The following is a 23,426-nucleotide window of genomic DNA, read 5'->3' as shown; positions in this document are numbered from 1 at the left end:
CCTCCCATGGTCTGGAACTTCGTCGTCCAGATCGTCGCCAGCCTCGTGCTGACGGCGATCTCCTATGCGCTTTCGCCGAAGCCGAAGACCGAGGTTCCGAAGGCGGCGGGGCTCGACGATTTCGATCTGCCGACGGCCGAGGAAGGCCGGCCGATCCCGGTCGTCTTCGGCACCGTGCTGCTGCGCGGCCCGAACGTCGTCTGGGCCGGCGATCTCAAGGTCGACCCGATCCGCAAGAAGGGAGGCAAGAAGTGAGCCAGACCCTCATCGTCCGCGCCGAGGACATCCGCGCGGCCCGGCTCTGCTTTCAGGGCGCGCGTCCCTGGTTCCGCCGCCACGGGCTCGACTGGCAGGCTTTCCTCGCCGAAGGACTGCCCGCCGAGGTGCTGTCTGCGACCGGCGACGCGCTGGCGCTGCGCGTGATCGCCGAGGCCGAGAAGCGTATCGCGCGGACCGGGATCGAGGACTGACATGGGCGGTCGCTCCAAGCCCCAGACGGTCGGCTACAGGTATTCCCTCGGGGCGCATCTCGCGCTCTGCCACGGGCCCGTCGATGCGATCCGCGAGATCCGGGTCGACGACCGAACCGCATGGTCGATCGGCACCGGCCAGAGCAGCGCCGCGGGCACCGGCGTCGGCGCGCTCGCAAGTTACGGCACCGTCGCGGGCATGTCTGCGATCGCCGCAGCTGGTGGCGACAGTGTGGCCGAGGTGACCTTTCCGGGTACGCTCGCCGGGATCCGCCTCGGGTCAAGCTACGACCTGAAACTCGGCACCGACAACACGACGCGCACGGTCACCGTTCAGGCCGTAAGCTACGATGGCGGGACCGGCGTCACGACCTGGCTCGTCGAGCCCGCCGCCACGGCCTTCGCCGCACAGTCCGTCACCGTCTCTGACGCCGCGAGCCTGCCGAGCCTCAGCGGCGGCGCCGCGGGCGGTCGCATCCGGATCAACAAGCCGAACCTCTTCGGCGGCGAGAGTCGCGAGGGCGGCATCGTCGGCGACATCGACGTCCTGATGGGCGGGACCACCCAAGAGCAGAACGACTATCTCGCCGCGCAGGCGGGGTCCAACGTGCCGGGCTATCGCGGCATCTGCTCGCTCGTCCTCCGGCAGGTCTATCTCGGCCTCAATCCCTATCTGAAGCCATGGGCCGTCCGCCTCACCCGGATCCTGCGCGCCGAGGATGGCAACGCGCAGTGGTATCCCGAGAAAGCGCAGATCGTACCCGAGGTCCGGATCGGAGACGCCGCGATCTACGTCGCCATGGACACCTCGGGCTCCATGTCCGGCGGCCGCATGGCGGCCCAGCGGACCGCCGTCTCGCGGCTCATCGCCGAGATCGGCGCGAACGCGCTCGAGCCCAACGACATCCAGATCGTCATCTGGAATTCGACCGTCTCGGGCGCGATCCTCCGGCGCAACGCCGATGCCACGGCCTATGGCGAACTCAAGGACTGGGTCGACGCGCTGCCGACCACCGTGAGCGGGGGTACGGATTTCGGGGCGGCGGTGAGCCAGGCGGGCGCCTTCTTCAATGGCGCGGGCGGAAAGCGGCGCATCCTGATCTTCGTGACCGACGGCGAGCCGAGCCCGGCTGGAAGCCTCGAGGCCGCCAAGGCGACGCTCGCAGGCCTCGCGGAGGTCGACGTCTTCGCCTTCAACATCGCCCTCTCGGACACGAGCGCGACCTCGCAGATCGACAACACGCCCGTCGATGGCGTGCCGGTCGTCCCCGCGGGCGATCCCGACGTGCTCGTTGCCTCGCTCCGCGCCGCCTTCGGCGAGGGCCCGGACATGAACCCGGCCCATATCATCCGGGAGTGCCTGACGAACCGCGACTGGGGCCTCGGCCACGGCTTCACCGACATCGGCCCGAGTTTCGCCACCGCCGCCGATGCGCTCTTTGCCGAGGGGTTCGGGCTCTCGCTCCTCTGGCAGCAGGAATCGACGATCGAGGACTTCATCGCCGACGTCCTGAAGCACATCGACGCCTATCTCTATGTCGACCGCCGCTCGGGCCGCTGGGAGCTGAAGCTCATCCGGGCTGACTACGATCCGGAGGCGCTGCCGATCTTCGACGAGACCAACGTCGTCGACTGGGGCGAGCTCGGGCGCCGCGAGGCCGCCGATCTGGTGAACTCGGTCACCGTGAAGTTCTCGGATGCCCGCACAGACCAGACCGGTTCCGTGAGCGTCACCGATACCGCACTCGTCCAGGACCTCGGCCAGGTCGTGAGCGCCTCGGTCGATTATCCGGGGATCCGCTATGAGTCGCTCGCCGTGCGCGTGGCCGAACGCGATCTGCGCGCACTCTCTTCGCCGATCCTGTCGGGCGAGATCACCGTCACCCGCGTCGGCGCCGATCTCGACCCGGGCGACGTGATCCGGCTCTTGAGCCCGCGCCGCGGGCTTGAGGGCGTCGCGGTCCGGATCGTCGAGATCGACCATGGTGACGGGCGCGCGAATGGCGTGCGGCTTCGCATCGCCGAGGACGTCTTCGGGCTTGGCGACACCGCCCTCGTCGGCGGCGAGACCGGCGATCCGGGGCGACTCATCCTGCCGCCGAAGCCGCTCGCGCGCCGCTGGGTGACGGAAGCGCCATACTGGCTCCTTGTCCAGGAGCTGGGTCACGCGCAGGCCGACGCGCTCCTCGAGGAGGATCCGGACGCGGGCGCGCTCGTTGCCGCCGGCGAGCGCCCCTCGGCCGATGCGCTCTCGGCGCAGGTCTGGACCGATAGCGGGACGGGCTATGCGCTCGAGGCGGGCGTCGAGTTCGTGCCGACGGCGCTCCTGACGGCCGACATCACCGACGATCCGGCCGAGCGGGTGCTGCCGGTCGGCAGCTGGACGGGGATTGCGGACGTCACCATCGGCACGCTCGCAGCGATCGGGGACGAACTCGTCCGCATCGACGGGGTGAGCGCCACGACGCTGACGGTCGGGCGGGGCTGTCTCGACACGGTCCCACAGGTCCATCCCGCCGGCACGCCGTTGGTCTGCTGGCAGCTCCTCGCCAACGCGAGCGAGGGGCGCTTCGCGGCGGGAGAGACCGTCGCGGTCAGGATGCTGCCGGAGACGGGGTTCGGGACGCTGCCGCTTTCCCAGGCGCCCGAGGACGAGGTCACGCTCGCCTCGCGCGCCATCCGACCGCTGCCGCCGGGCGACCTCCGCGGAAACGGTGTCTCGGTCGTGAACCCGAACGTCCTGAACCTCGGTCCCGTGCTGTTGACATGGGCGCATCGCGACCGGCTCCTGCAGACGAGTGTCGCCATCGACGCCTATGACGCGGGCGACATCGGGCCCGAACCGGGTGTCACCTACGCCCTCGAGATCCGCTGGGTAGATCCGGACACCGATGCCGTCGTCGAGCCGCCCGCGGCCGTTATCGATGTGGGCAGCACCAACAGCTTCACGCTCACGAAGGAGGATGTGCCAATCCTCTCGGCGCCGACGGGGACGAAGCATTTCGAGGTGCGGGTGCAGGCGCGGCGCGTGGCCGGCAGTGCGACCTATGAGGCCTGGCAGGCGCGAGGGGTCCGGCTTTTCATGCCCGACGGCATCAAGGTGGCCGAGGCCAGCCTCTGGACCGAGTTCGGGGCAGAGACCCGGCTGACGGCACCCGAGACCGTCGTCTTCCTCGGCCTCGGCGGTGCGGTCCAGCTCACCGCGGCCGACGCCGCGCTCTGGATCGGCTTCGGGGCCGATGCCCGGCTGAGCGTGGCGCGGGCCGATCTCTTCCACGAACGGGGCGGGGAGGCGCGCCTCACCGCCGCCGACAGCGCACTCTACATCGAGGTGATCCCATGACCCACATCCTCCATCTCGGCCACCAGGTCACGGACCTCTCCGGGGTGACCGGGCTGATCAGCACGGACCCGGCGGGGTTCGATCCGGCCTATGACGTCAACGCGATCAAGATCACCGCGGGTAACGGCTCGTCGGTGCCCTTCACCGCGACATGGGCGGAACCCACCGGAGATGTCTGGATCGGCTTCCGTTACCGGGCGCCGTCGATCAACGCCCATGCCATCGCGCAGGACGGCATCTTCCTCGAGTTCTACGACTCTGCAAACCGGCAGATCGGCCTCGTGAGGACCGAACGGGACGACGAGAAGTACCGGGCGATGGCGATTGGCGATACCAGCGTCGACGGGGCTTCGTCCTTCGTCGCTGCCACGAACCAGACCTACTGGATCGACGTCAGGATTGCCGTCGGCACCGACATCACCATCGAGTTCCATGTCGACGGAGTGCTTCACAGCAGCTCCACGGCCGCCAACACCGGCGGGAAGGGCCGGCCCGTCCGCTGCGTATGGCGTAATCTTCAGTTGTTCGACTACTATGCCACCGCGACCTGGTACTACGCCCATATCGCCGTGCTCGAGGGTGTTTCGACCATCGGCCGGCGGTTCGCGCGGCGCACGCCGGATCTGGTCGGCACCTACGATGCCTTCTCGGGCGGCATCGATGCAATCAAGGACGGCGACATCGCCACGAGGGCCGCCAGCGACATCGCGGGCCAGCGGCTCTCCTTCTCGCTCGCGGGGCCGACCGGTCCCGCCGGGGCCACGACCATCGCAGGCGTGCACGTCAAGCAGCTGGCCCAGCTCGGCACTGCCGGCCCGACCGGCGTCGCGGGTTTCCTGCGCATGGGGGGCGTGGATTATGACGCGACGCCTGGCACGCCCTCGGCGGACCTGCCGTCGCCGGTCTATTCGAGCTGGGATCTGAACCCGGCGGACAGCACCCCCTGGACCGCAGCCACGCTGCCGGCGGAAGCGGGGATCGTTTCGTCATGATCTTACCCCGAGCCGACAAGGGCGACCTGAGGATGTCGGAAGCAGAGTTCCGAGCCTTCCTCTCCCAGGCCGCCGAAGAAGGCGCGAAGCGTGCGCTGGCCGATGCCGGGATCGATGGCAAGGACGCCGCGCTCGACATCCGCGATCTCCGCTCGCTCCTCGAAAGCATCCGCTTCGTCCGCCGCACCGCCGTCCAGACCGCCGTCCATCTCATCACCACCGGCATCATGCTCGCGCTCCTCGCGGGCATCGCGCTGAAGCTGAAGATCTTCGGCGGCAGCCCCTGACCCGACCGTGCAGCAATTTCGTCACCACCAGACCCGCCCGCGAGGCGGGTTTTTCGTTTCCGGAGGATCCCCATGACCACGACCTTCTACGATCACTGGCGCGACGTGCCTGAGAGCGCCTGGCGCTGGCCGAACTTCAGTCCGGCCGAGATCGCCTGCCGGGGCACCGGCAACCTGCTGATCAACGAGCCCGCGCTCGACAAACTGCAGGCGCTTCGTGACCGGCTGGGCAAACCGCTGATCGTCCGCTCCGCCTATCGCAGCCCTGAGCACAACCGCGCCGTCGGCGGTGCCAAACATTCGAAGCACATGGAGGGCGCCGCGTTCGACATTGCGATGACGAACCACGACCCGACGGCGTTTGAAGCAGCAGCGCGTGAGGTCGGGTTCCTTGGCTTCGGCTTCTATCCGCGCTCGGGCTTCATGCATGTCGATCTCGGCCCTGCGCGCCAATGGGGAGAGCGCTTCCCCACGCGGTCCATGCCCTTTGCGGCGGAGACCCCGCCTGCACGCGAGGTGCTGGCCGAGAGCAGGACGATGAGGGCCGGTGGTGCAGCCGGAGTGGCGACACTGGGCGCCGCTGGGGTGGAGGTGGCGCAGCAGGTGCTGGCCGAGACCCAGACCGCCATCCTGCCGCTCGTTCCGTATCTCGACACGCTGCGTTGGGTGTTCATCGCCGTGGCGCTCGGCGGAATCGCGGTCACGATCTACGCCCGCCTCGACGACTGGAAGCGGGGGCGGCGGTGATCGGCTGGGCGGTAGCCGCACTCGGCGGCTCGGCATGGGCTCGCGCGGCGATCCGATACGGTGTCACCGCGCTCGCGATCCTTCTGTTTCTGCTGGCCCTGCGCCGCTCCGGCGAGCGCGCAGGTCGCCTGGCCGAGCGGCTTGAGACCATGGAGAAAGCCCATGACGTACAACGACGGATGCTCGAGGCAGCGGCGCGTCGTCCTCGCGATCGCGACGAGCTTGCTGACCGGCTGCGCGACGGTCGGTTCTGACGGCGGAGCATTGCGGGCATGTCCGCCGGTCGTCGCGTACAGCCGGGAATTCCAGGCGCGAGCGGCCGAGGAACTGGCCTTGCTGTCAGAGGGTTCGGCGATCGCGGAGATGTTGAGCGACTATGCCGTGATGCGGGAGCAGGCGCGGATGTGCGAGTAGCCCCTGCGTTTGGCCTCTTGCTCGTGCAGGCGGTGGTGCCCCAACCCATAACGGGCGTGAGAAAGCTACTCATCTCGCATTGGGTCACGTAGGCTTGAATATGCGGACAATGAAACGGCTTCCGCAAAATCTGGATTGCTTGCGAAAGGTTGTCGAATATGCAGGGCCTTCTTGTTGTTCTGTCAATGTTCGTGTTGCTCTTTGCAGCACCAAAACCTGCGGAGGCGCATATGAAGACGCTCTCCGTGACGGTTTCATTTCGCGAACGCATTGCGTTGCCCCCCGGAGTGCAACTCGACGTGCAGGTACTTGAGGTCGTGAACCCGGACAGGCACCCCGTGGCCATAGTTTCCCAGCGTTTCGCGATGACCACCGTTCCCATGACCGTTTCTCTGACCTATGACCCGAAGGTCGTTAGAAAAGAAACCAGATATGCTGTCTTCGCAGCCATCCGGTCACCGGACGGGCAGCAGATATTCCGCGCGACCAAGACACTCGATGGCGTGGTTGGTTCGGGCCAAGCGGCCATCAATGTCTTGCTCATGATGCTGCCCGAAGGTGATGTGAACGCCGCGGTGCCGCGCCGGATTTCGGGTGTCGCCTGGACCGCGAAGGAGGTCTTTGGCGAGGCATGGCCGAACGATGATCCGGCCACGCTCGTGATCGACGACGAGATGAACGTCTCGGTTTTTGGCGGCTGCAATCGGTTCCGGGGGCAGCTGCAGCCGTCCGACCGCGGACTTGCCTTTCCCGACAACATGGCCGGCACCATGATGGCCTGCCCCGATGAGACAGAGGCGCAGGAGCGGCGTTTCCTCGCCGCGCTCGCGCAGGTTTCGGATTACGTGCGCTATGGTGCGGGCCTTGTGATGGAAGATTTCGACGGACGCGCCGTCTTGCATTTCATCGAGACCCCCGAGTGACAGGGGGGCCGTCTCGAAGCGTCGCGGGAGGCGGCCATCTGCGCCATGAACCTGCCGATCACCGCCGACCGTTGGCGCAACCGAGCTGGTAGCCGACGTTGCAATGCGCCTTGAGCCGCTGCGTCTCTTCGGGGGTCCAATCCGAGGGTGCCGTGACCTGAACCCAGGGCCCGATATAGTCCTGCGCGAAATAGGCATGGCCGTGGCCGGGCGGCGCACCGAAGGACAGGGCCATGTCGAGCGCCAGCTGGAACTGCGTCACCACCGGCATGAAGATGAAGTGCCCGGTCATGTCCTCTGCCGGCGGATCCCGCATCCACGGCGGCGCCCGCCAGAGCGACCGGGGGTCATAGAACACGACCGGGTCGCTGGAATATTGCAGGAAGACGATGCGCATGTTCCCCCAGTCCGCCGCGGCCTCGGACGCATCCGCCGTGTGGGATGCATAGCGGACCAGCGACCCGTCCCCGATCTGCGGCAGGACCCAGGGTGTGCCCGGATTGCGCTGGTTCTGCACATGGTTCCAGAAGGCAGAGGGAAAGGGCGGCCCGACCCAGAACGCGCCGTCGATCGGATCGTCGAGCAGTCGGAACATGTTCGTGGCATGCATCGACGACCAGGCGCCCAGGCTCAGCCCGTGAACGTACAGGCGAGGCCGCGCATCGACGGGCAACGTCTTCCAGTACCCATGCACCACGTCCTGAAGCGCGGTCGCCTGTTCCAGCCCCGTGCGTGTCTCCAGGATCAGGGCCAGCGGTGATTGCAGGTAGGAATACTGGGCGGCGACCGTGGCGATGTTCCCGCCATGCATGTATTCGACCGGATCGTGGGACCCCGGGTCCATCCAGCCGGTGCCGGTGGGGCTTGCCACGACCAGGACGTCGCGCTCGAACGCGCCCTGCCGGATCAGTTCGGCAAGCGCCAGTTCGGCCCGTGCCTCGGGCGTCTCGGCATTGGCGCGCCCGACATAGACGCGGATCGGTTCAAGCGCAGGCCGACCAGTGAAGGCCGAGATATCCTCGGATGTTGGGCCGGAGGTGATGAAGTCCCGCCCGGGCTTGCCCATGGATGCCCAATCGATCAGGGACTCTGCGCTGCCGGTCATGCGTGGGTCGCCGGGAGGCGACGGGGCGTTCTCGAAGAGCTCCTGGGCGGCTTCGTAGCTTTCGTCGAGGCCCGTTACGACCCCATCGACGATGCCATCGCGCGTGACCATGAACAGGATGAGCACGACCGTGACAAACCCCAGCACATTGGCGCGCCGCGCCGGCATGACGCGATAGAACCTTGACCGGATCAGACGGAACAGCGCGGCGACGATCCGTCCAAGGACAAAAGCGGTGACAAAGGTCGCAAAGGCGATCAGCAGGATCGTGGCGAGTTGAAGCGCATCCGCTTCTTCCATGCCCATCTTCCCGCGGATGTCGTTCTGCCACCGCAGGCTGGACCCGAGGACCCAGAGAAAGAACCCCACGAGCGGCAGCGCGATCACCGTTGTCAGGACGTTTGCGGGTCGCCCGGAGAATTGCGGAAGATCGGCCGCCCGCCAGAGCAGCGCAACGATCTGGCCGATCAGATAGCCGATCGCCATGACAAGTCCGCCGAGGAGTCCTTGCACAGCCGGTCCGCGCGGGATGAGCGACGGGGTCAGCGAGGCCGCAAAGAAGAGCAGCCCGAGAAGCAAGCACGGCACCGAGATCTTGCCGATCATCCTGACTATTCGCCCGTTGTTCATGGTGCCTCTTTGAATCTGGGTTCGACGTCTCGGTTACGACCTTGTCACGAGGCCGCCCGACGCGCAAAAGACGCGCGACGCGACGCGTAAATTTGTTTTCCCACTGCTATATTCGAAAATGCCAGTATTGTGCACCGCCTGTGTGAGACCTTGTGCCTTCATGGTGAAACTGCATGGTGTAAACGCCAAGGCCCCTTTTTCGGCAAGCGCGGCTGAGGTACATTTCGGGGATGAAAATGTGCGCACCATCCTTGGCCCGCCTGATGGGTGTCATGCTCAGCCTCGGCGCCTTGTCATGCGCCTTCCCCGTGCCGTCGACGGCCCAGACGGAGATCCAGGCCTTGGAATTCCCCTATCTCACGCTTCGCAACAGGACAGGATCGGATGATCCAACTAACTTTTACGGAGGAGAACGCAGCGATCTGAAAGCGGGTGCATGCCGCGTCGAAGAGCTCGACCTTGGCGTTCTGGCGCCCCTCGCCGACATGGCTCCGAATTTCTTGCGAGAGGAACTTCTCCGCGTTCAGACGGTGGAGGAAGCGGAGCAGGGCGACATCCTGGATCGGCTGGAAGGAACGGCCGGCGCACGTGGACCGGCGCTCTATCTCCACGGATACTATATCAGCTTCGAGAAAGGCTGCCGTCGCGCGGCGTTGCTGCAGCAGAACGCCGACCTTGTGGGGCGGTTCCTGTGGTTCAGCTGGCCCTCGGATGGTGGCGCGGCCTACTACACCCATGACGAAGCCGACCTTTACTGGAGTCTGCCGGACATTGCGGACACGATCATAGAGTTGGAGCGGCGCTTCGGCGCCGGGAACGTGGATGTCATCGGGCACAGCCTTGGTGCTCGGGGTGTCGTTCTGGCGCTGGCCGAAGTTGCCAATCGGCATCCCGACATCCGGCTTGGACATGTTGTGCTGCTGGCGCCGGATATGGATTTCGGGATCTTCGAGCGAATTTTACCCCGGGTGCGTCCCATCGCGGAGAGCATGACAGTCTACGCGACGAGCGGGGACAGACCGCTGGCGCTCTCCGCGCAATTGCATGGCTACCCGCGGCTTGGGGAAACGGGAAACGATGTTTCCCGACTTGCAGGCGTCGAGGTGATCGACCTCAGCGACCTTCCCAGCGAGGGTCCAACAGGTCATCTCTATCACATCTACAGCCGAGCCGTCGGCGAGGACCTGCGCCGCCTATTGCATGCGGGCGAACGTGCCGACGCGCGGCAAGAACTCGTCGCGCAGGGTGAAAACCTTTGGCGCCTTAGACCTGCGACGAATGAATAGCCGCGCAGCAGGTCAGTGTATGACGTATTTGACAATCGACAGCAGCAAGTCGATCCCGCCCGCGAAAGCGGCCCCGAAGATCGCCGGGAATACGCTGTGGTCCAGAACCCAACCCATTCTGGCACCGGGGACTGGCGGCAAGATCGAGCACGAGATCTGAGACAGCGTAAGAGCCGCTTTGGCTCCTGTCTGATCCTGCCATGCGGCCAGAAAAAGGCCAGAAGGCAACCGAGGAAGTCGAGACCCTGGCTCAACAACGGGTCCTGCATTCGTCCGAGGCCAGAGCGACTCAACCGTGTATGTTGTCCCGTTCGGTGTTGAACATGAGTGACGGGCGGTGTCATGAACCCTCGCGACCCGAGGCGTCCCGCGAGTTCTTCGCCAAGATGACCAATTGGCTCCTTCCACTCAGTGGATTGAAGTGTGAAGGCGCCTGGAGGGTTTCTCTCCGAAGACATCGATGAGAAACCCTCGCAAGTGTAGTGCACGCCTTTGTAAGCGAGCTCTTGCAGATCTTCCCTATTTCGCAACAGAAAAAGTTGTGGTCTTGTCGAGAGGGTAGATGGGCGCAGTCAACTGCGTGTGCTCGAAAAGAGTGATATCGCGACTGGTGGCTCCGGGAACATCAACGATCAGCACCTTGTCAGTGAAATTCTCATAGAACGCTCGGAAGTGATTCCCGCTTTTGACACCGATGACGTCATATTCCTGGATGGCGATGCCATGTGGCCTCGCTTGTGAATCGTCATAGGCCTGAACCAGGCCGGATATAACGATGACATCCACCGTATCCGAGATAACCAGCCTGACTGAGGGACCAAACGTGTAAGGGATACCGTAAGCGGTCCCCCCACGAACGAACTCGTAGCCATCCGAAATCGACTTGACATAGGCTTTGGTTTTTATCGGTTCTCCCGCAATCGGCTCAAACTTGCCACCGAGGCTCACATCAATTGTCGCTCCGACACCAGCAGCGACTGCGGCCTTTGCGGTTTCCGGATCGTGTATGGAAATGAAGGCGACTTTACCCAAGCCTTCTGTTTCCAAAAGGGCTCGCAGCAGGTGCGTCCCCGAGCCGCCCGCCCCACCACCTGGATTATCCGCAGCGTCCCCAATCACAATCGGTGTATGGTCGATGATATCACCCTTCTTCGGCTGCTGACGCTCATAGCGGCCGTCTCTGTCGAGCATGGCCAGTACAGTGCTCATCGTTGAGTCCAAGTCATTCAGTGGATAAAAGGCCTCATCCTTGTGATCCCATATCCACTGGGACAATTCGTCCACCAGATCTTGTGCCAACTCGGCGTTGTTTTCGGTGGTGACCATCGGGTACACGCCGATAAAATCGGTGTCCTGGTACGGGAAACCATGCATTACAGAGCAATTGAGAACACCGGGACGGTTTTCGATCTCAATACACTTTTCCTTGAGCTGATTTCCAAAAATGCCTTCCTCTTCGGTGTTACTGAGCGGAATCATCAGCGGCACTTTGCGATAGGCCGGAGTGGGATCCGACTCCCCTGCCAGGATCGCAGCGGCACGATACATCGCATCACGTGCAGCTTCATTCATATCCAGATGAGGATACTTCTTGCACGCACTGAAGAAGTTCATGTTGTCCCTCATCTTGTCCGTGATCTTGCCATGCAGATCGCCGGACCAGACGATCATCGTGTCCTGTCCCACCAGTCCTCTGACGGACTCCGCCAAGTCTCCTTCAAGATCGGGTGTTCCATCCACAACGCCTGCACCGTGAAGAGCGAGGTAAACGATGTCCAACGGCATCTGCGCTCTAAGCGTTTCAAGCATTTCTTTCTTCGCATCGTTCCAGAATTGAGCATTCACCAAACCAAAGCTCGAGTCTGGTCCGTATATGAGACCTGGGAGCAACTCCCAGCCGTTTTCCTCGCACACATCTACTGCCCCGCCCAAGGCTGTTCCTCTGAGCGACTTGATTTCATCACCCCGAAAAATGCGCATGTTGTCCAGAGTGGTTTCGCCCATCCCTTCGGTGAGGTAAGTATTTGTTTCATGGAAAAAACCGACACAGCAGACCCTCAATTTTCCAACTTTTCCTGGGGACCCAAGTAAAGGTGACGATATCGCCGTAACCCCTGCAGTGACAGCTAGTGTATTGAATGTTCTACGCTTCATAAGCTTTACTCCATCTCGGGCAGGGCGACGGCACGTGCCGCGGTCAAGTGCTTCGGGTTCGGTTTCTACATTGTCGACGTGTACCTCTCCGGCGACGGTCCGAGCCAGAAAATGAGGATCAGATCCTACGCTGGTGGTAGGATGAGCCCAGAATCGAGGGTCAAATCCTACGCCGCCGACGGCTACAGGTTCATCTAGGAGTTGATGGTGTTAAGTTTTTTCTGAACATCCGCCAGCAGTGAGAGATTTCATGACTGTGGGGCCACCGAAGCAGTTGACGCACTTTCCCGCGAAGACCGACCTGACGCATCAAGAGTTTTGGCGCGGCTTGCCCACCCTTCAAGCCGAAGCGGTGCAACTTGCGCCAGGACGCCTTGAGTACAAAATACTGCAAGTCACTGGACGGGATCTGCTTATCTTCCGTAGCAAGGTCGCGCCAAAAATGGCCAGTACCATCGTCCCTCACCCTGACTGGATGGTTTTGATGGTGCCAGTCGATTGGCTCGGCGACCACGTTTTCAACGGTGAATTGGCAAGACCGTTCGATGTTTTTCTTTCTGGCGGACCTAACGGATATTCCACCCGCGGAGAAAAGAGACACAATTTAGCATTGGGTGTGCGAAAATCTAAACTGAGGGATGTATGCGCCAATTTGAGTGGTCGCGATATCGACGATATGGCCCTCTACGATCAACGGATCGCCCTTGGTTCAGCCTTGGGCACAAGATTTCACAGGCGGATTCTAGAAACGATAGCGGCGTCCCTGGAAAAGCCTCTTGGTCCCGGTAAGTTCGCACTCGATGCTGCGGTCGAGAATGACCTTTTCTCCGAGATTGCAGGCCTCATCATGGCAAAGGTAATCGACGAGAATGCATTTTCACGTCTCGATCTTGACCCTGTGCGAGTTGTCAGGCGCGCAGAAGGACTGTTTGAAGACCGCACGACCAATCCACCAAGCATCGCTGACCTTTGCAAGGCGGCTAACGTCGGAGCAACAACATTGCACTTGTGTTTCAATGAAGTTTACGGCGTTTCGCCAATTGCGTACTTGCAAGCGAAAAGAATTACCCAAGCGCGCTGTACATTCCTTGCGGCGGAGAGGGTCCCACCTTCGGTCAAAGATGTTGCCCTGTCGCTTGGCTTCACCCAAAGCGGTCGCTTTGCCAAACGATATCGCTACTTTTTCGGAGAGTACCCGTCAGAGACTCTCAACAAGCGATGAATTTTCTGGCGTCCAATATTTCGCCATCGTTTAGGCTTGACCATAAAGAATTTTGTGGGTGAATTTGAACGTGACCGCCCTCGTGTATGTCGACCGGTCGCATCAGAATCCTGCAGGAAGCAAGCGCCGGGGATGCTCTTCGTTTCGGTATTGGCTTTAGATTTTCAGGCATCATCAGACTTAGTCAGTTGCTTTTGGGAGGGCGGCTCTTTGTTATCGCCCTCCACCTTCAACAAAGCGCGCGCGAATTGAGCGAACAGCGCGACGAACACGCCAACGCCAACGAAGATATAGATGATCGTGAAGAGCTTGCCTAAATCGGTACGCGGCGACAAATCACCAAGACCCACAGTCGAAATTGTCGTTACGCTGAAATACAATGCGTCGATCCACGACCATCCTTCCACAGAGTGGTAGAACAGAGTTGCAGAAAGCAAGATAAGCACGGCCAGCGCGAAATTGGCCCGAAACATCGGAGCACTCCAAGAGTGCACGATCGCTTTGAGAAGTCTTACGAAGGTGATGGCGAAAGACAGCATAGAAGACACTCCACAATAACGCGGCTTGGGTTGGCTGGCCTGCCCCTACCGGGTGGTCCGGTTTCAATCTTAGTGCAGGACGGGTCTTGGCGCTACGCTCGGGGTGGCCAGCGAAGTGGGGCCGGATGGCGAAGCCGGCCACTTCAGGACCTCCAGGGCCATTGGCCGATAGCCCAGCGATGAGTGCTGGCGTTTGGTGTTGTAGTGCCGGCGCCTGCTCTCGATGGCGATCTTATCCTCGGCGAGGCTGAAGAAGATCTCTCCGTTCAGGAGTTCGTCGCGGATATCCGTACCGCCTGCATTCAGAGGCAGGTGCGATGATGTCTGCGGTTAGCGCGTCGTGATCGGCGCGGCCTTGCCGCACCTTCCGCTGGGTTGACCGACGCCGACCGAGAACTCGACAGGCGAGCCGAACGGTGCCCTACCACGATGCCAAACGCACCTGGCGGATTTCTCCAGCGTAGGAATTGGATCTTGTTTCCCGATTGCAGCGCGTCAACATTCTGCCTACTGTTGTTTTTGGCCGATGTCAGTCGTGGCTTGATCCATACATTCTTTGCCGTGCCAAAGGCGTTCGGGCGGCGTGGTGTGAACACAACCGTATTACAAGTACGTCATAAGCTGCTGCGATTCAGCAACTCTTGATGTCGGGCGACGAAACAGCGGCGTTGAAACGGGTTTAACTTCAGGAGGATCCAGTCATGACACCATCGAAAGCCTTGGTCCTCTGTCTGGCGGTTTTACCGATGCTTGCTACAACTGCCTGCAACGCGCAAAACCAGTCGGATCAAGTCCAGAGCGAGCGCGAAATGTCTTCCTCGACGCCCTCCGATGATTGCCCTGTGATCGAAAGCAGCAACTGGGTCGGAAAACTCACCCCGGCTCCGCATGATGGGGCATCCCCCCTCCTTTTCGTGAGCGGCGATCTCACGCTGCCAACACCAGGATATACTGTCAGCCTGAAAATCGGAAAGGCAGATCGTTCTGCAGTGCCATCGGTCTTCGCGGTGATTTCCACGACACCGCCGGACGGAATGGTTGCACAGGTGCTGGATACCCAGACAGTTTCAATGACAGCAGTTGCACCAGCCCCCCGCCTGCGCTCTGTCATCGTGATCTGTGGCAACACGCGCTTGTTCGAAATCAGCGACGCTATGATGGTGAAGGCTGGCGATTGAAGCCGCTCTGTTGTCTTGGTTGCATGATCCGTGATGGTGTCCGATGGTTTGACCGGCAAGAGGTCAAACGCCTTCGCTGCGGTGTCCTTCAACGCAACCATTTCGTTTACGTTTAAGACATGACCCAGAGTTCGCTCGTTAATGCTCAGACGTTGCAGCGGTCAGCGGGCCAAGGTCGCTGCAGTGACTGTAATTGGCAGCATCAGCACCGACGAGAGGAGTGGATCCGAACCGTTCCTCGTCCCCACTCCATCGACGCTTAGTCGCTTGCCAATCAACTGCACTATCTCGGGCGAGTCTGCGAATTTTGAGTGGTTTGAACCATTCACGTCGATCTCAGACAGATCTAAGACTGTCACGCCAAGTCCTGCCAGATCTTCAACGTCCTCATTGCCGACCCGCGGCACTCCCCGCGCAAGAAGCCGGGAAAAACTCAAAGCCCGGTCGTCGCGAGAGATAAGAATGTAAAACTGCCGTTCATTGTCGGCAAAAGGTGCCAGTTGCTGCCGGAACAGGTCGGCGTCAATGTCGGGTGCCGCCAAAATGACATGGCGAAGCCGACCTGTCCGGTTCAAGGTGCCGTTGAGTTTTGCCTGTCGCATTGCTTCGACCGTCAGCAGATTGCCCATGGAATGCGATAGGACATCAACGGCCTTTGCATTGGTTTTCGAGATAAGATTAGCACCGAGCAACAGGTCGTCCCGCGCGACCAGGACGCTGTTCATGTCATAAACGTAGTCCAACAAATGGCCGCCGGAGGCCCAGCTGAATAAAACCGGAACGCCCTCATAGCCGGAATCCTCAACGAACTGACCCATCCGAAGAACTGCTTCTGAAAAGGTTGTGTTGTAGCCATGCACAAAAATCAAAACGTTCCGGTTTTGGACAGAGCGCCGGTTCAATTCTGCCTGCAAGGCGGAGACGAAATCGCTTTCGGACGAAAAGATTTCTGGATCGGTTGCTGTGAAATGCTCCGCTGGACGGGGGATGCCGGACTGGGGGCTCTCTATCTTGCCGGGGGTGTGGTTCGGGGGCACACTGACCGTCAGTTTTGCCAACCCAATTTCGGACGATCGCTTTCCCGAGAACAAAATGGTTGGATCACTGTCCGGAGCACGCGAGGTCAGGATGAAGATCTCGTGTTTTCTGAGATTTTCGGTCGCATCACCATTCTGAGGTTCGGCTACCAGGCCGATCATCCCGCGTTCCGCCGGACCGCAGCCCACAATTGCAAGACTTGTGACAAGCAATAGAATACAAGCCTTGAACCTCACCTTATCTACGCCAAATAACATCGGAAGAGATCTCGCCATTTCATAAGTTGAGCGTAAACACGCGACGTGACCTGCCCTCCGCTGGTCCCTCAGTCATAATGAGAGTCTGCAGGTTGGACTGGGTATTCGGGTTGCCCGTCTTGCGCAAGCACACTTGCAGCGGTGTCTGGTTGCCCAGCGATGATTGCGGTCTGACCGTGTTGTAGTCGTAACGCCAGAAACGGCTCTTACGCATTCGTCTACTCCTTCAGGGTCGGCACTTACCCTAAATCACGGTGAGGGATTTCGCCGGGGGCAGGGTAGACCTGTTCGGGCCTCGATTCTGCCCTGAATTGTGTCGGCGTCCTACCGGTCCATCGCCTGAATGCACGGTCAAGGGCGGCTGGGCCGGAGAGGCCTACCTGCAGGGCGATTTGCGCAACAGGCAGGGTCGTGTTCGACAAGAGGTCTTCCGTGATACTCTGGCGCACGTCGTCCTTCATCTGACTGTAGGAGGTGCCGTGTGCCCACAGGATGCGCTGGATGCGGCGTGGATGCATGCGGCAGATTTTGGAAAAGTCGTTCAGTGTCAGATCCTGATAAGCGATGTTGTCCATCAGCATGCCGCGAAGATAGGAAAGGGTCGCTTCGCTGGCGCCATCTGCGGCAAACTCCCCTCGTGAGACTTTCACCAATTCCCAGTCCAACGAGAATGGTGCCCAAAGCCAGTGCGTCGGAAATGAAATCCGCATTCCGTCGATCTGCGATGTGACGAGCGCATGTTTCGGAAGAAAACCCGGCGGAAGCCCCTGGGTGGTTGGTACAGTGATCAGGATGTCTTTTGGGTTGAATGTTTCTCCGATCCCTTTCTTTATCAAAGTCACATAAAGTGCGACGCCGACTGCATCCAACTGTGTCGACCGCTTAATGACCTTGGCGGTGCGGTGAATGTCGAAGGTTACAATGCCGGGTTTGATGGAAACGGAGTACCGCACATTATCAACCTGCTTTGAGACTTCCACCACCAGCCGGGACAGAAAATCTCCAAAGTTGAGAGCATGGGTCGCCGAATCCCGGAACGCAGGCGTTCCTTTCGTCGCTGTTTCGATTGCCACCTTTGCGCCAAAATACGGATCGCTAAGAGTTTCCGCCATATCCTCCATGGCGGAATAACAGGCGGACGCGTCAACCAGCATCGCAGGGTCGGTCAGCGCACCGGCGGGAATGCCGTTTCGGGCCAGGATCGCTTCGATATCGCCGCCCCGCGAGGTGAAGGCCTTTGCGAACGGTGACAGAATCAACATTCCGCGCGTGAAGCTCGGGCCAGATTTCCTGCTCATTCGTGCTGCTCTCTCAACGCCATCAGGTTAACCTTCTAGGACATGTTTATGACACAGGTGGCATGCGGGCTGCTCCCTCAACGCCATCAGGTTAACCTTCTAGGACATGTTTAGGACTCAGGTGGCATGAGCGGCAAACAGGATGCGCCGCTGGCATGTTAATCTACTAGCCGCAAACCATGAGACTCGGGCTATGGCCCCGCGGCTCTAGCGATCTCGGAAAGTGTTGGAGCCAGGAAATGTCGAAGGAAAACACCGTAAAAGCCAAAAAATCCTTTTTGACAGCAATACTTATTACCGGGCTGATGACTGTTTCGGCGGCGACCTTCGGCCCTGCATACGGCCAGACACCGGAAGGACAGGCCGTTGGAGCCGCGATCGAACGGGTCGCGACAGGGCTTGCTGGGCGGATCGGTTTCGCAGCGCAAGAAATCGGCGGCGACGAGGTCATCGCGTTCAATGGCGATGAAACCTTTGTCATGGCCAGCACCTACAAGGTTGCGATCGCCGCTGCGGTATTGGATCGCGTCGACAAAGGCGAACTCAGCCTCGACCAGATGGTCGATGTCACACTCGACATGATGATGATCGGGGACGCTGCGCTGAACGGCACATTCGTTCACCCTGGGCTCCAGTTGTCGATCGCGAACGTGATCGAGGTGATGATCACGGAGAGCGATAACACGGCGACCGACATCTCGATGGGACTGGCTGGAGGACCCGCGGCGGTGACCCAATATCTGCGCAGGATCGGGATCAGCGATATCAGAGTCGATCGGCCCACCGGCGAGATCATCGGGGAGTTCTATGGTTTGCCGGGACCGGCCACGCATAAACTCGCCACAGAGGTCTTCAAGGCCCGGCCGGAACTCTTGAAGATCCAGGCTGACCGCAATCTGGACTTCGAGGCGGATCCCCGCGACCAGTCAACGCCGCTTGCGATGCTGCAACTCCTGCTGGCCATCGACAGTGGCACGGCGACAAGTGCCGAGAGCCGCGACTTCCTGATTGATGTCATGTCGCGCACGCGCACCGGCGCTGGTCGGCTCAAGGGACTGCTACCCCGGGGAACGCCCGTGGCGAACAAGACCGGAACCATCGGGGGAGTGGCCAACGACGTCGGCTATATCACGCTCCCCGACGGTCGTCGGTTTGCAATCGCCGTGTTCACCAAGAGCAGCGAGACATCCGAGGCGGACAGGGATCGGGCAATTGCCGAGGTCGCCCGGTCGCTGTTCGACTACTTCCACGTTGGGCCGATGGTGAAGCAGTAAACAGTGAAACTTCGCCTTGCAGACCCTGCCAGTGCGCTCCTGCCCGGCGAAGACAGAACTCTCCGCCAAAAGCCATCGTTATCCCGCGAGGAATAACTCCAGTGAAGACTCCAATGCTAAGGAAAAACTCAGTGAAGAACCGAATGAAACCACTACCTGCCCTGCTTGTTTCGTCGCTACTGTGCGTCACACCGGCACTCGCACAGCAGGCCATGACACAGGAAGAGGGCCAGGCGACCTTTGATGCGGTCCTCGCCGAAACTGCTGAACTGATCAAGGAAATGAACATCCCGGGGCTTGGTGTAGGGGTCATCCATGGGCCCAACACCTACAGCGCCGGCCTCGGCATCACCAAGGTAGGCACCGACGAGGCTGTTACCCCTGATACGCAGTTTCAAATTGGCTCTGTGACCAAAACCTTCCTTTCGACAGTGGCCATGCAGCTGTCCGAACGGGGCGAGCTGGATTTGAACGCGCGTGTCGTCGACCTCCTGCCGTGGTGGAGGGTCGCGGATGCGGAAGCGACGTCGAAAGCGCGGGTCGTTGACCTGTTCCACCATCGCGCTGGTTGGTATGGCGACCATGGGTTCCTTCGTGTTCCTCCGGGCGGGTCGATCAGCGAGAAGGTCATGCTCCAGGCGGCTTACGTCGAGCAGCTCTATCCGTTCGATCAAACCTGGATGTACAACAACACCAGCATCACCTTCGCGACCCATGTGGTCTCGCATGCCGGCGGAAAGCCGATCGAGGACCTGATCGAAGAGAACCTGCTCACCCCGCTCGGCATGGAGTCGTCATCCTTCAACTACGACGCCACCCCGCCGGCTGAAGGCTACGCATGGGGTCACCCGCCGATCTACGGCGAAGGCGACGTCAACGATCTCACGCCGTACTACATTCCGCTGATCAGAGAGTCCGCAGCCTCCGGCGCACTCCGGTCGACGGTTAACGACATGCTGAAATACGCCCGCTTTCAGCTGGACGGCAAGGACGCTGCCGGGAACCAGCTGCTGTCCAAAGAAGCGCTGGACTATGCCCACGCTCCGGCAGTCGAGGCTGAGGCCGGCGACTTTACCGGGTTGACATGGTTCATCCACGATTACGATGGGGTCACCAGCCCCAGCCACGGCGGGAATTGGCCCGGCACGCGTTCCTTCCTGCAGCTGATCCCGGATCGCGACTTTGCCGTGGTGGTTTTGGTTCACAGCGATCGCGGATCCGAGGCCTACAAGAAAGTTGCGAATGCAATGGTCAAAGCCTTCACGGGAATCGAGGCCAACTCTCCGGTCGCAGCGGGTGTTGATCCGGCTGTGCTCGATCCCTTCGTCGGCGTCTTCAAGGGGAATTCCCAAAACATCGAGATCCGCAAAGAGGGCGATAAATATATGTTTGTGCAGTTCTCCGCATTGACCAGCGGATCGGATCCCGCGCCTGCAAATGTGGCCAATACGGCTGATGGCTATTTCATCATCACCGAAGGCCCGAACGAGGGAGCCCTTGGCGAATTGCTCAAAGATCCGTCTGGCGAACTGAACTACGTGCGATTCAACCACCGGATCTTCATTCGGGGCGAAGGGGCGGTCGATGATTTCGACCTCTCCGGGACTGTCTTCGAATAACCGGGGCGACAAGAGCCACTAATCAGGTGGAGAGGCGATCCTGCGAGGCGCAGATCGACCTCTCCACCGAACCCCAAGACTTTGACAGCGGCGGCGCGTGCCGCCACTGTCGGATTCCGCATTCGGGTGTCCCGGAAATTCAGCCTCGACTGTACGACCGACCAAGCACGAAACGACGACCAAGAGGATTTCCTTTACGTCATACTGAGCCAGCGTTTCTGATAGCAGGGACCAGGACCATTGCATCCGGCGTGTGGCACAGTGCGATTCATGCTGAATCCAAGACGGTGGGTCAGAACCTCAAGAGATGAGCAAGCTGGAAGGGATAGAGGCATGACACAGACCCCCATCAACAGCCTCGGTTCTCTGGCGAAAATCCATCGCCGCGGATTTATTGCACTTGTCGTGGCTTTTCCATTGGCGGTTCGCGCAGATTCGTCGTTGGGGGAGGGTTGGATCCTGCTTGGAGAGAGCAGGGTCAACCTTATCAAGAATTTCAGCATTGTTCCGGTCACGTTGGCAAAAGGACTCTATACGGGCCTTGTTGTCGAAGCCGTAGACAAGCCGATCTTCATCGAAAGCATAGAGGTGACGTTCACCAACGGGGAAACATCCGAGCTTCGTGTCCGGTCGATCATTGCGGCCGGAAGCCGGACCCGCAAGATGCTCCTGCCCGGCCTGGTGCGCGGCATTCGGACCGTGAAGATCATCTACAAGCGCATTCCGACGGGTGGCAGCGCAACGGTCCGAATCTACGGACGACGCAGCGGCGCCTGATCTCGATGAGAGTAATCAATAAACAACTGCTCACACTTCGCGCGCTTTTCGCCGCAATGGCCTCGATCCAGTTGGTCACGGCTGCGTCCGGAACGCTTGTGGCCCTCGACTTTGCCGCGTCCGGTGCCTCTCAGGAAGCTGCGGCGCTTGCGCCGGCATTCTACTCGCTCGGCTTCCTCGTCGGCTGTTTTCGTACGTCCCGCTGGATAACACAGATCGGCCACATCCGATCGTTCGCTGCCGGCGCGGCGATCTGCATAGCGTCGACATTGATCTTCGCCTTGACCGAATTCGTTCCGGTTCTGCTTGGTGTGCGATTCACCACTGGCCTTGCGACGGCTGCGCTTTTCGCCATCGGAGACGCCTGGGTCAGCCAATCGGCGGATGGAAACAGCCGAGGGCGCTTGCTGGCCATCTATGCAATGCTGATCGGCGCCCTTTCCGTCGGCAGCCAGATCATGATCCCTGTCCTTCCCGACGATATCAATGTCGCGTTTGTGGTGGTTTCGTTACTTTACTGCCTTGCGATCGTCATTCTGACAGCCGCCCGGACTGATCCGCCATCGGCGCACGCTGATGCCTCGGTTCGTCTCAAGGCGGTGTTCCGGGATTCCCCGACCGCCTGGCTCGGTTCGTTCACGGTCGGCATGGTCGCAACCACTCTTCTCAATGTTGGTCCCTATCGAGCGGCCACCCAAGGTATCGACGCCGCGGAAATCGCGCTTGCCATCGGGGCTCTTTATCTGGGTCGTATCGTTTTCATGTATCCCTTGGGATGGGCGTCAGACTTCTACGATCGACGCAGGATAATCGTTGCGAACGGCTGCGTGGCATCTGCCGTGTTGCTGTACCTGTCAATCGCCGGTTCCGGAGACGGCTCGGATTACAGGGCCGTCTTGGGGACCAACCTGCAATTGGTGCTTCTTGGCTTGCTCTTTGTCCTCGGAGGCGCCCTTCTTACTGCATATTCTTTGCTTGTTGCTCATGCGATGGATCGCACGGTTCCAGTTTACGTCGCGTCGACCACAGTCACCTTGCTGTTCGTGTGGACAATGGGCGCCGTCGCCGGGCCCCTTCTGGCGAGCCTGGTTTCGGCTGCATTCGGAGACGAAGCCGCGAGTTGGCTGCTCACTTTTCTGATGGTGAGCTACACGAGTTACGTCCTCTTCAGGCTCAAAAGAGCGAAGGCCTCGGACAGAGCCGAGAAGACCGCCTTCGTAACGACCGAGACGAGCAGTCTGGAAGTCGCACCGAGCCAGAAGAAAAAGGCTAAGACATGAGCCTGCGGGCCCCCGCCTTCGATCTCGTTCGGGCTCACATCAAGGGGTCTTGGCGGTCAGATGCCACTGTGATGCCTGGCGGATGTGGCGTCTCAATGTGGAGAAGGTTCGACGCCAGACCCATCCCCTCCGCCACTTGCCAAAGCGAAAGCGTTCTCCCGATCCGGCTGACGCCGGATTTTTCCGTTGTTTTCGAGGGTTATGCGGGAGGGGCTGAGCACTGCCGCTGCCGCCAGGTGGCCCAAAAGCGGTCTCTCAGGGCCGATATTCTCCGGACCTGATGACTGCGCCGATTTGGTGCTTAGCCTCTAGGTGTCTGAAATGAGACGATTTTCTTGGAAAGCGGGCTGAACACTTCGATGCCGGTGGCATTCGCGAAGTGGAACAGAAATCGAACTCAAGCCTAATCACTCTTGAATCCAACGTCATGGCGGTGATGGACCGAAAGCATCAGGCTATGGCGGGTTGAGCCTCCCCATCTGAACTGGTCCACCGTTATGTTTAGGAAACGGAGGACTGAGAATGGCGAACAAGCGACCGAAGCCCGAAGAGATTGTCTCGAAGTTGCGGCAGGTTGAAGTTTTGATGGGGCA

The 23,426-nt window shown here is 60.6% G+C and carries 21 protein-coding genes and 2 pseudogenes; 16 read left to right on the top strand and 7 right to left on the bottom strand.

Annotation, left to right across the window (positions count from 1 at the left end; translation table 11 throughout):
- Positions 1–6: 6 nt before the first annotated feature.
- The 8 genes from OE856_RS10600 to OE856_RS10560 all read left to right on the top strand — a co-directional run bounded on the left by OE856_RS10600 (position 7) and on the right by OE856_RS10560 (position 7,176).
- Positions 7–255 (top strand): membrane protein, encoded by a 249-nt coding sequence (locus tag OE856_RS10600; protein WP_018303623.1) that lies wholly within the window; start codon positions 7–9, stop codon positions 253–255.
- Positions 252–470, top strand: a complete 219-nt coding sequence (locus OE856_RS10595; protein WP_263716088.1) for a hypothetical protein — start codon at positions 252–254, stop codon at positions 468–470. Before OE856_RS10600 ends, OE856_RS10595 begins: the two co-directional genes overlap by 4 nt.
- Position 471: 1 nt before the next feature.
- Positions 472–3,813 (top strand): phage tail protein, encoded by a 3,342-nt coding sequence (locus OE856_RS10590; RefSeq protein ID WP_263716087.1) that lies wholly within the window; start codon positions 472–474, stop codon positions 3,811–3,813.
- Positions 3,810–4,805, top strand: a complete 996-nt coding sequence (locus tag OE856_RS10585; protein WP_263716086.1) for an FscB — start codon at positions 3,810–3,812, stop codon at positions 4,803–4,805. Before OE856_RS10590 ends, OE856_RS10585 begins: the two co-directional genes overlap by 4 nt.
- A gap of 32 nt (positions 4,806–4,837) precedes the next feature.
- Positions 4,838–5,092 (top strand): DUF6127 family protein, encoded by a 255-nt coding sequence (locus tag OE856_RS10580; RefSeq protein ID WP_263716085.1) that lies wholly within the window; start codon positions 4,838–4,840, stop codon positions 5,090–5,092.
- A 72-nt stretch (positions 5,093–5,164) separates the two neighbouring features.
- Positions 5,165–5,839 carry a YcbK family protein gene (locus OE856_RS10575; RefSeq protein WP_263716084.1) on the top strand — a complete coding sequence of 225 codons (675 nt, stop codon included), beginning with the start codon at positions 5,165–5,167 and terminating at the stop codon, positions 5,837–5,839.
- A 162-nt stretch (positions 5,840–6,001) separates the two neighbouring features.
- Positions 6,002–6,253 carry a hypothetical protein gene (locus tag OE856_RS10565; RefSeq protein ID WP_263716083.1) on the top strand — a complete coding sequence of 84 codons (252 nt, stop codon included), beginning with the start codon at positions 6,002–6,004 and terminating at the stop codon, positions 6,251–6,253.
- Between the two features lie 230 nt (positions 6,254–6,483).
- A complete protein-coding gene (locus OE856_RS10560; protein WP_263716082.1) occupies positions 6,484–7,176 on the top strand; it encodes an META domain-containing protein in 693 nt (230 codons plus the stop codon).
- A 58-nt stretch (positions 7,177–7,234) separates the two neighbouring features.
- Here OE856_RS10560 and OE856_RS10555 read toward each other — a convergent pair whose 3' ends face one another.
- Positions 7,235–8,887, bottom strand: a complete 1,653-nt coding sequence (locus OE856_RS10555; RefSeq protein ID WP_263716081.1) for an alpha/beta hydrolase — start codon at positions 8,885–8,887, stop codon at positions 7,235–7,237.
- A gap of 260 nt (positions 8,888–9,147) precedes the next feature.
- Here OE856_RS10555 and OE856_RS10550 point away from each other — a divergent pair, with 260 nt between their 5' ends.
- Both OE856_RS10550 and OE856_RS10545 read left to right on the top strand, forming a co-directional pair.
- Positions 9,148–10,197, top strand: coding sequence for an alpha/beta hydrolase (locus tag OE856_RS10550; RefSeq protein WP_263716080.1), 1,050 nt, complete (start codon positions 9,148–9,150; stop codon positions 10,195–10,197).
- A 19-nt stretch (positions 10,198–10,216) separates the two neighbouring features.
- Positions 10,217–10,357, top strand: a complete 141-nt coding sequence (locus OE856_RS10545; protein ID WP_263716079.1) for a hypothetical protein — start codon at positions 10,217–10,219, stop codon at positions 10,355–10,357.
- 359 nt (positions 10,358–10,716) lie between these two features.
- Here the strand turns inward: OE856_RS10545 and OE856_RS10540 are convergent, their stop codons facing one another.
- Positions 10,717–12,351: a M81 family metallopeptidase gene (locus OE856_RS10540; RefSeq protein WP_263716078.1), complete on the bottom strand. Its 1,635-nt coding sequence runs from the start codon at positions 12,349–12,351 to the stop codon at positions 10,717–10,719.
- Between the two features lie 250 nt (positions 12,352–12,601).
- Here OE856_RS10540 and OE856_RS10535 point away from each other — a divergent pair, with 250 nt between their 5' ends.
- A complete protein-coding gene (locus tag OE856_RS10535; RefSeq protein WP_263716077.1) occupies positions 12,602–13,573 on the top strand; it encodes an AraC family transcriptional regulator in 972 nt (323 codons plus the stop codon).
- A 164-nt stretch (positions 13,574–13,737) separates the two neighbouring features.
- On the opposite strand, the gene OE856_RS10530 is transcribed toward OE856_RS10535, so the two are convergent.
- On the bottom strand, positions 13,738–14,112 hold the full coding sequence (locus tag OE856_RS10530; protein ID WP_137702221.1) for a potassium channel family protein: 375 nt from the start codon (positions 14,110–14,112) through the stop codon (positions 13,738–13,740).
- Positions 14,113–14,181: 69 nt separating this feature from the next.
- A pseudogene (locus OE856_RS10525) lies at positions 14,182–14,397 on the bottom strand (integrase core domain-containing protein); the annotation flags it as partial.
- Between the two features lie 416 nt (positions 14,398–14,813).
- On the opposite strand from OE856_RS10525, the gene OE856_RS10520 reads away from it, so the two are divergent.
- A complete protein-coding gene (locus OE856_RS10520) occupies positions 14,814–15,290 on the top strand; it encodes a hypothetical protein (protein ID WP_263716076.1) in 477 nt (158 codons plus the stop codon).
- A gap of 161 nt (positions 15,291–15,451) precedes the next feature.
- Here the strand turns inward: OE856_RS10520 and OE856_RS10515 are convergent, their stop codons facing one another.
- The 3 genes and pseudogenes from OE856_RS10515 to OE856_RS10505 all read right to left on the bottom strand — a co-directional run bounded on the left by OE856_RS10515 (position 15,452) and on the right by OE856_RS10505 (position 17,883).
- Positions 15,452–16,489 (bottom strand): alpha/beta hydrolase, encoded by a 1,038-nt coding sequence (locus OE856_RS10515; RefSeq protein ID WP_263716075.1) that lies wholly within the window; start codon positions 16,487–16,489, stop codon positions 15,452–15,454.
- 168 nt (positions 16,490–16,657) lie between these two features.
- Positions 16,658–16,796 (bottom strand): annotated as a pseudogene (locus OE856_RS10510) (IS3 family transposase); the annotation flags it as partial.
- A gap of 28 nt (positions 16,797–16,824) precedes the next feature.
- A complete protein-coding gene (locus tag OE856_RS10505; RefSeq protein ID WP_263716074.1) occupies positions 16,825–17,883 on the bottom strand; it encodes an AraC family transcriptional regulator in 1,059 nt (352 codons plus the stop codon).
- Between the two features lie 239 nt (positions 17,884–18,122).
- On the opposite strand from OE856_RS10505, the gene bla reads away from it, so the two are divergent.
- The 4 genes from bla to OE856_RS10485 all read left to right on the top strand — a co-directional run bounded on the left by bla (position 18,123) and on the right by OE856_RS10485 (position 22,833).
- Positions 18,123–19,157, top strand: coding sequence for a class A beta-lactamase (gene bla / locus OE856_RS10500; RefSeq protein ID WP_263716073.1), 1,035 nt, complete (start codon positions 18,123–18,125; stop codon positions 19,155–19,157).
- Positions 19,158–19,288: 131 nt separating this feature from the next.
- Positions 19,289–20,776 carry a serine hydrolase domain-containing protein gene (locus OE856_RS10495; RefSeq protein WP_263716072.1) on the top strand — a complete coding sequence of 496 codons (1,488 nt, stop codon included), beginning with the start codon at positions 19,289–19,291 and terminating at the stop codon, positions 20,774–20,776.
- Positions 20,777–21,109: 333 nt separating this feature from the next.
- On the top strand, positions 21,110–21,553 hold the full coding sequence (locus OE856_RS10490) for a hypothetical protein (protein ID WP_263716071.1): 444 nt from the start codon (positions 21,110–21,112) through the stop codon (positions 21,551–21,553).
- 5 nt (positions 21,554–21,558) lie between these two features.
- Positions 21,559–22,833: an MFS transporter gene (locus OE856_RS10485; protein WP_263716070.1), complete on the top strand. Its 1,275-nt coding sequence runs from the start codon at positions 21,559–21,561 to the stop codon at positions 22,831–22,833.
- Positions 22,834–23,426: the final 593 nt, after the last annotated feature.

It is taken from the genome of Actibacterium sp. XHP0104, from assembly GCF_025751515.1.
GTDB lineage: Bacteria > Pseudomonadota > Alphaproteobacteria > Rhodobacterales > Rhodobacteraceae > Actibacterium_D.
The sequence above is the reverse complement of the archived record's forward strand: the minus strand, read 5'-3'. Positions and strand labels throughout refer to the sequence as shown.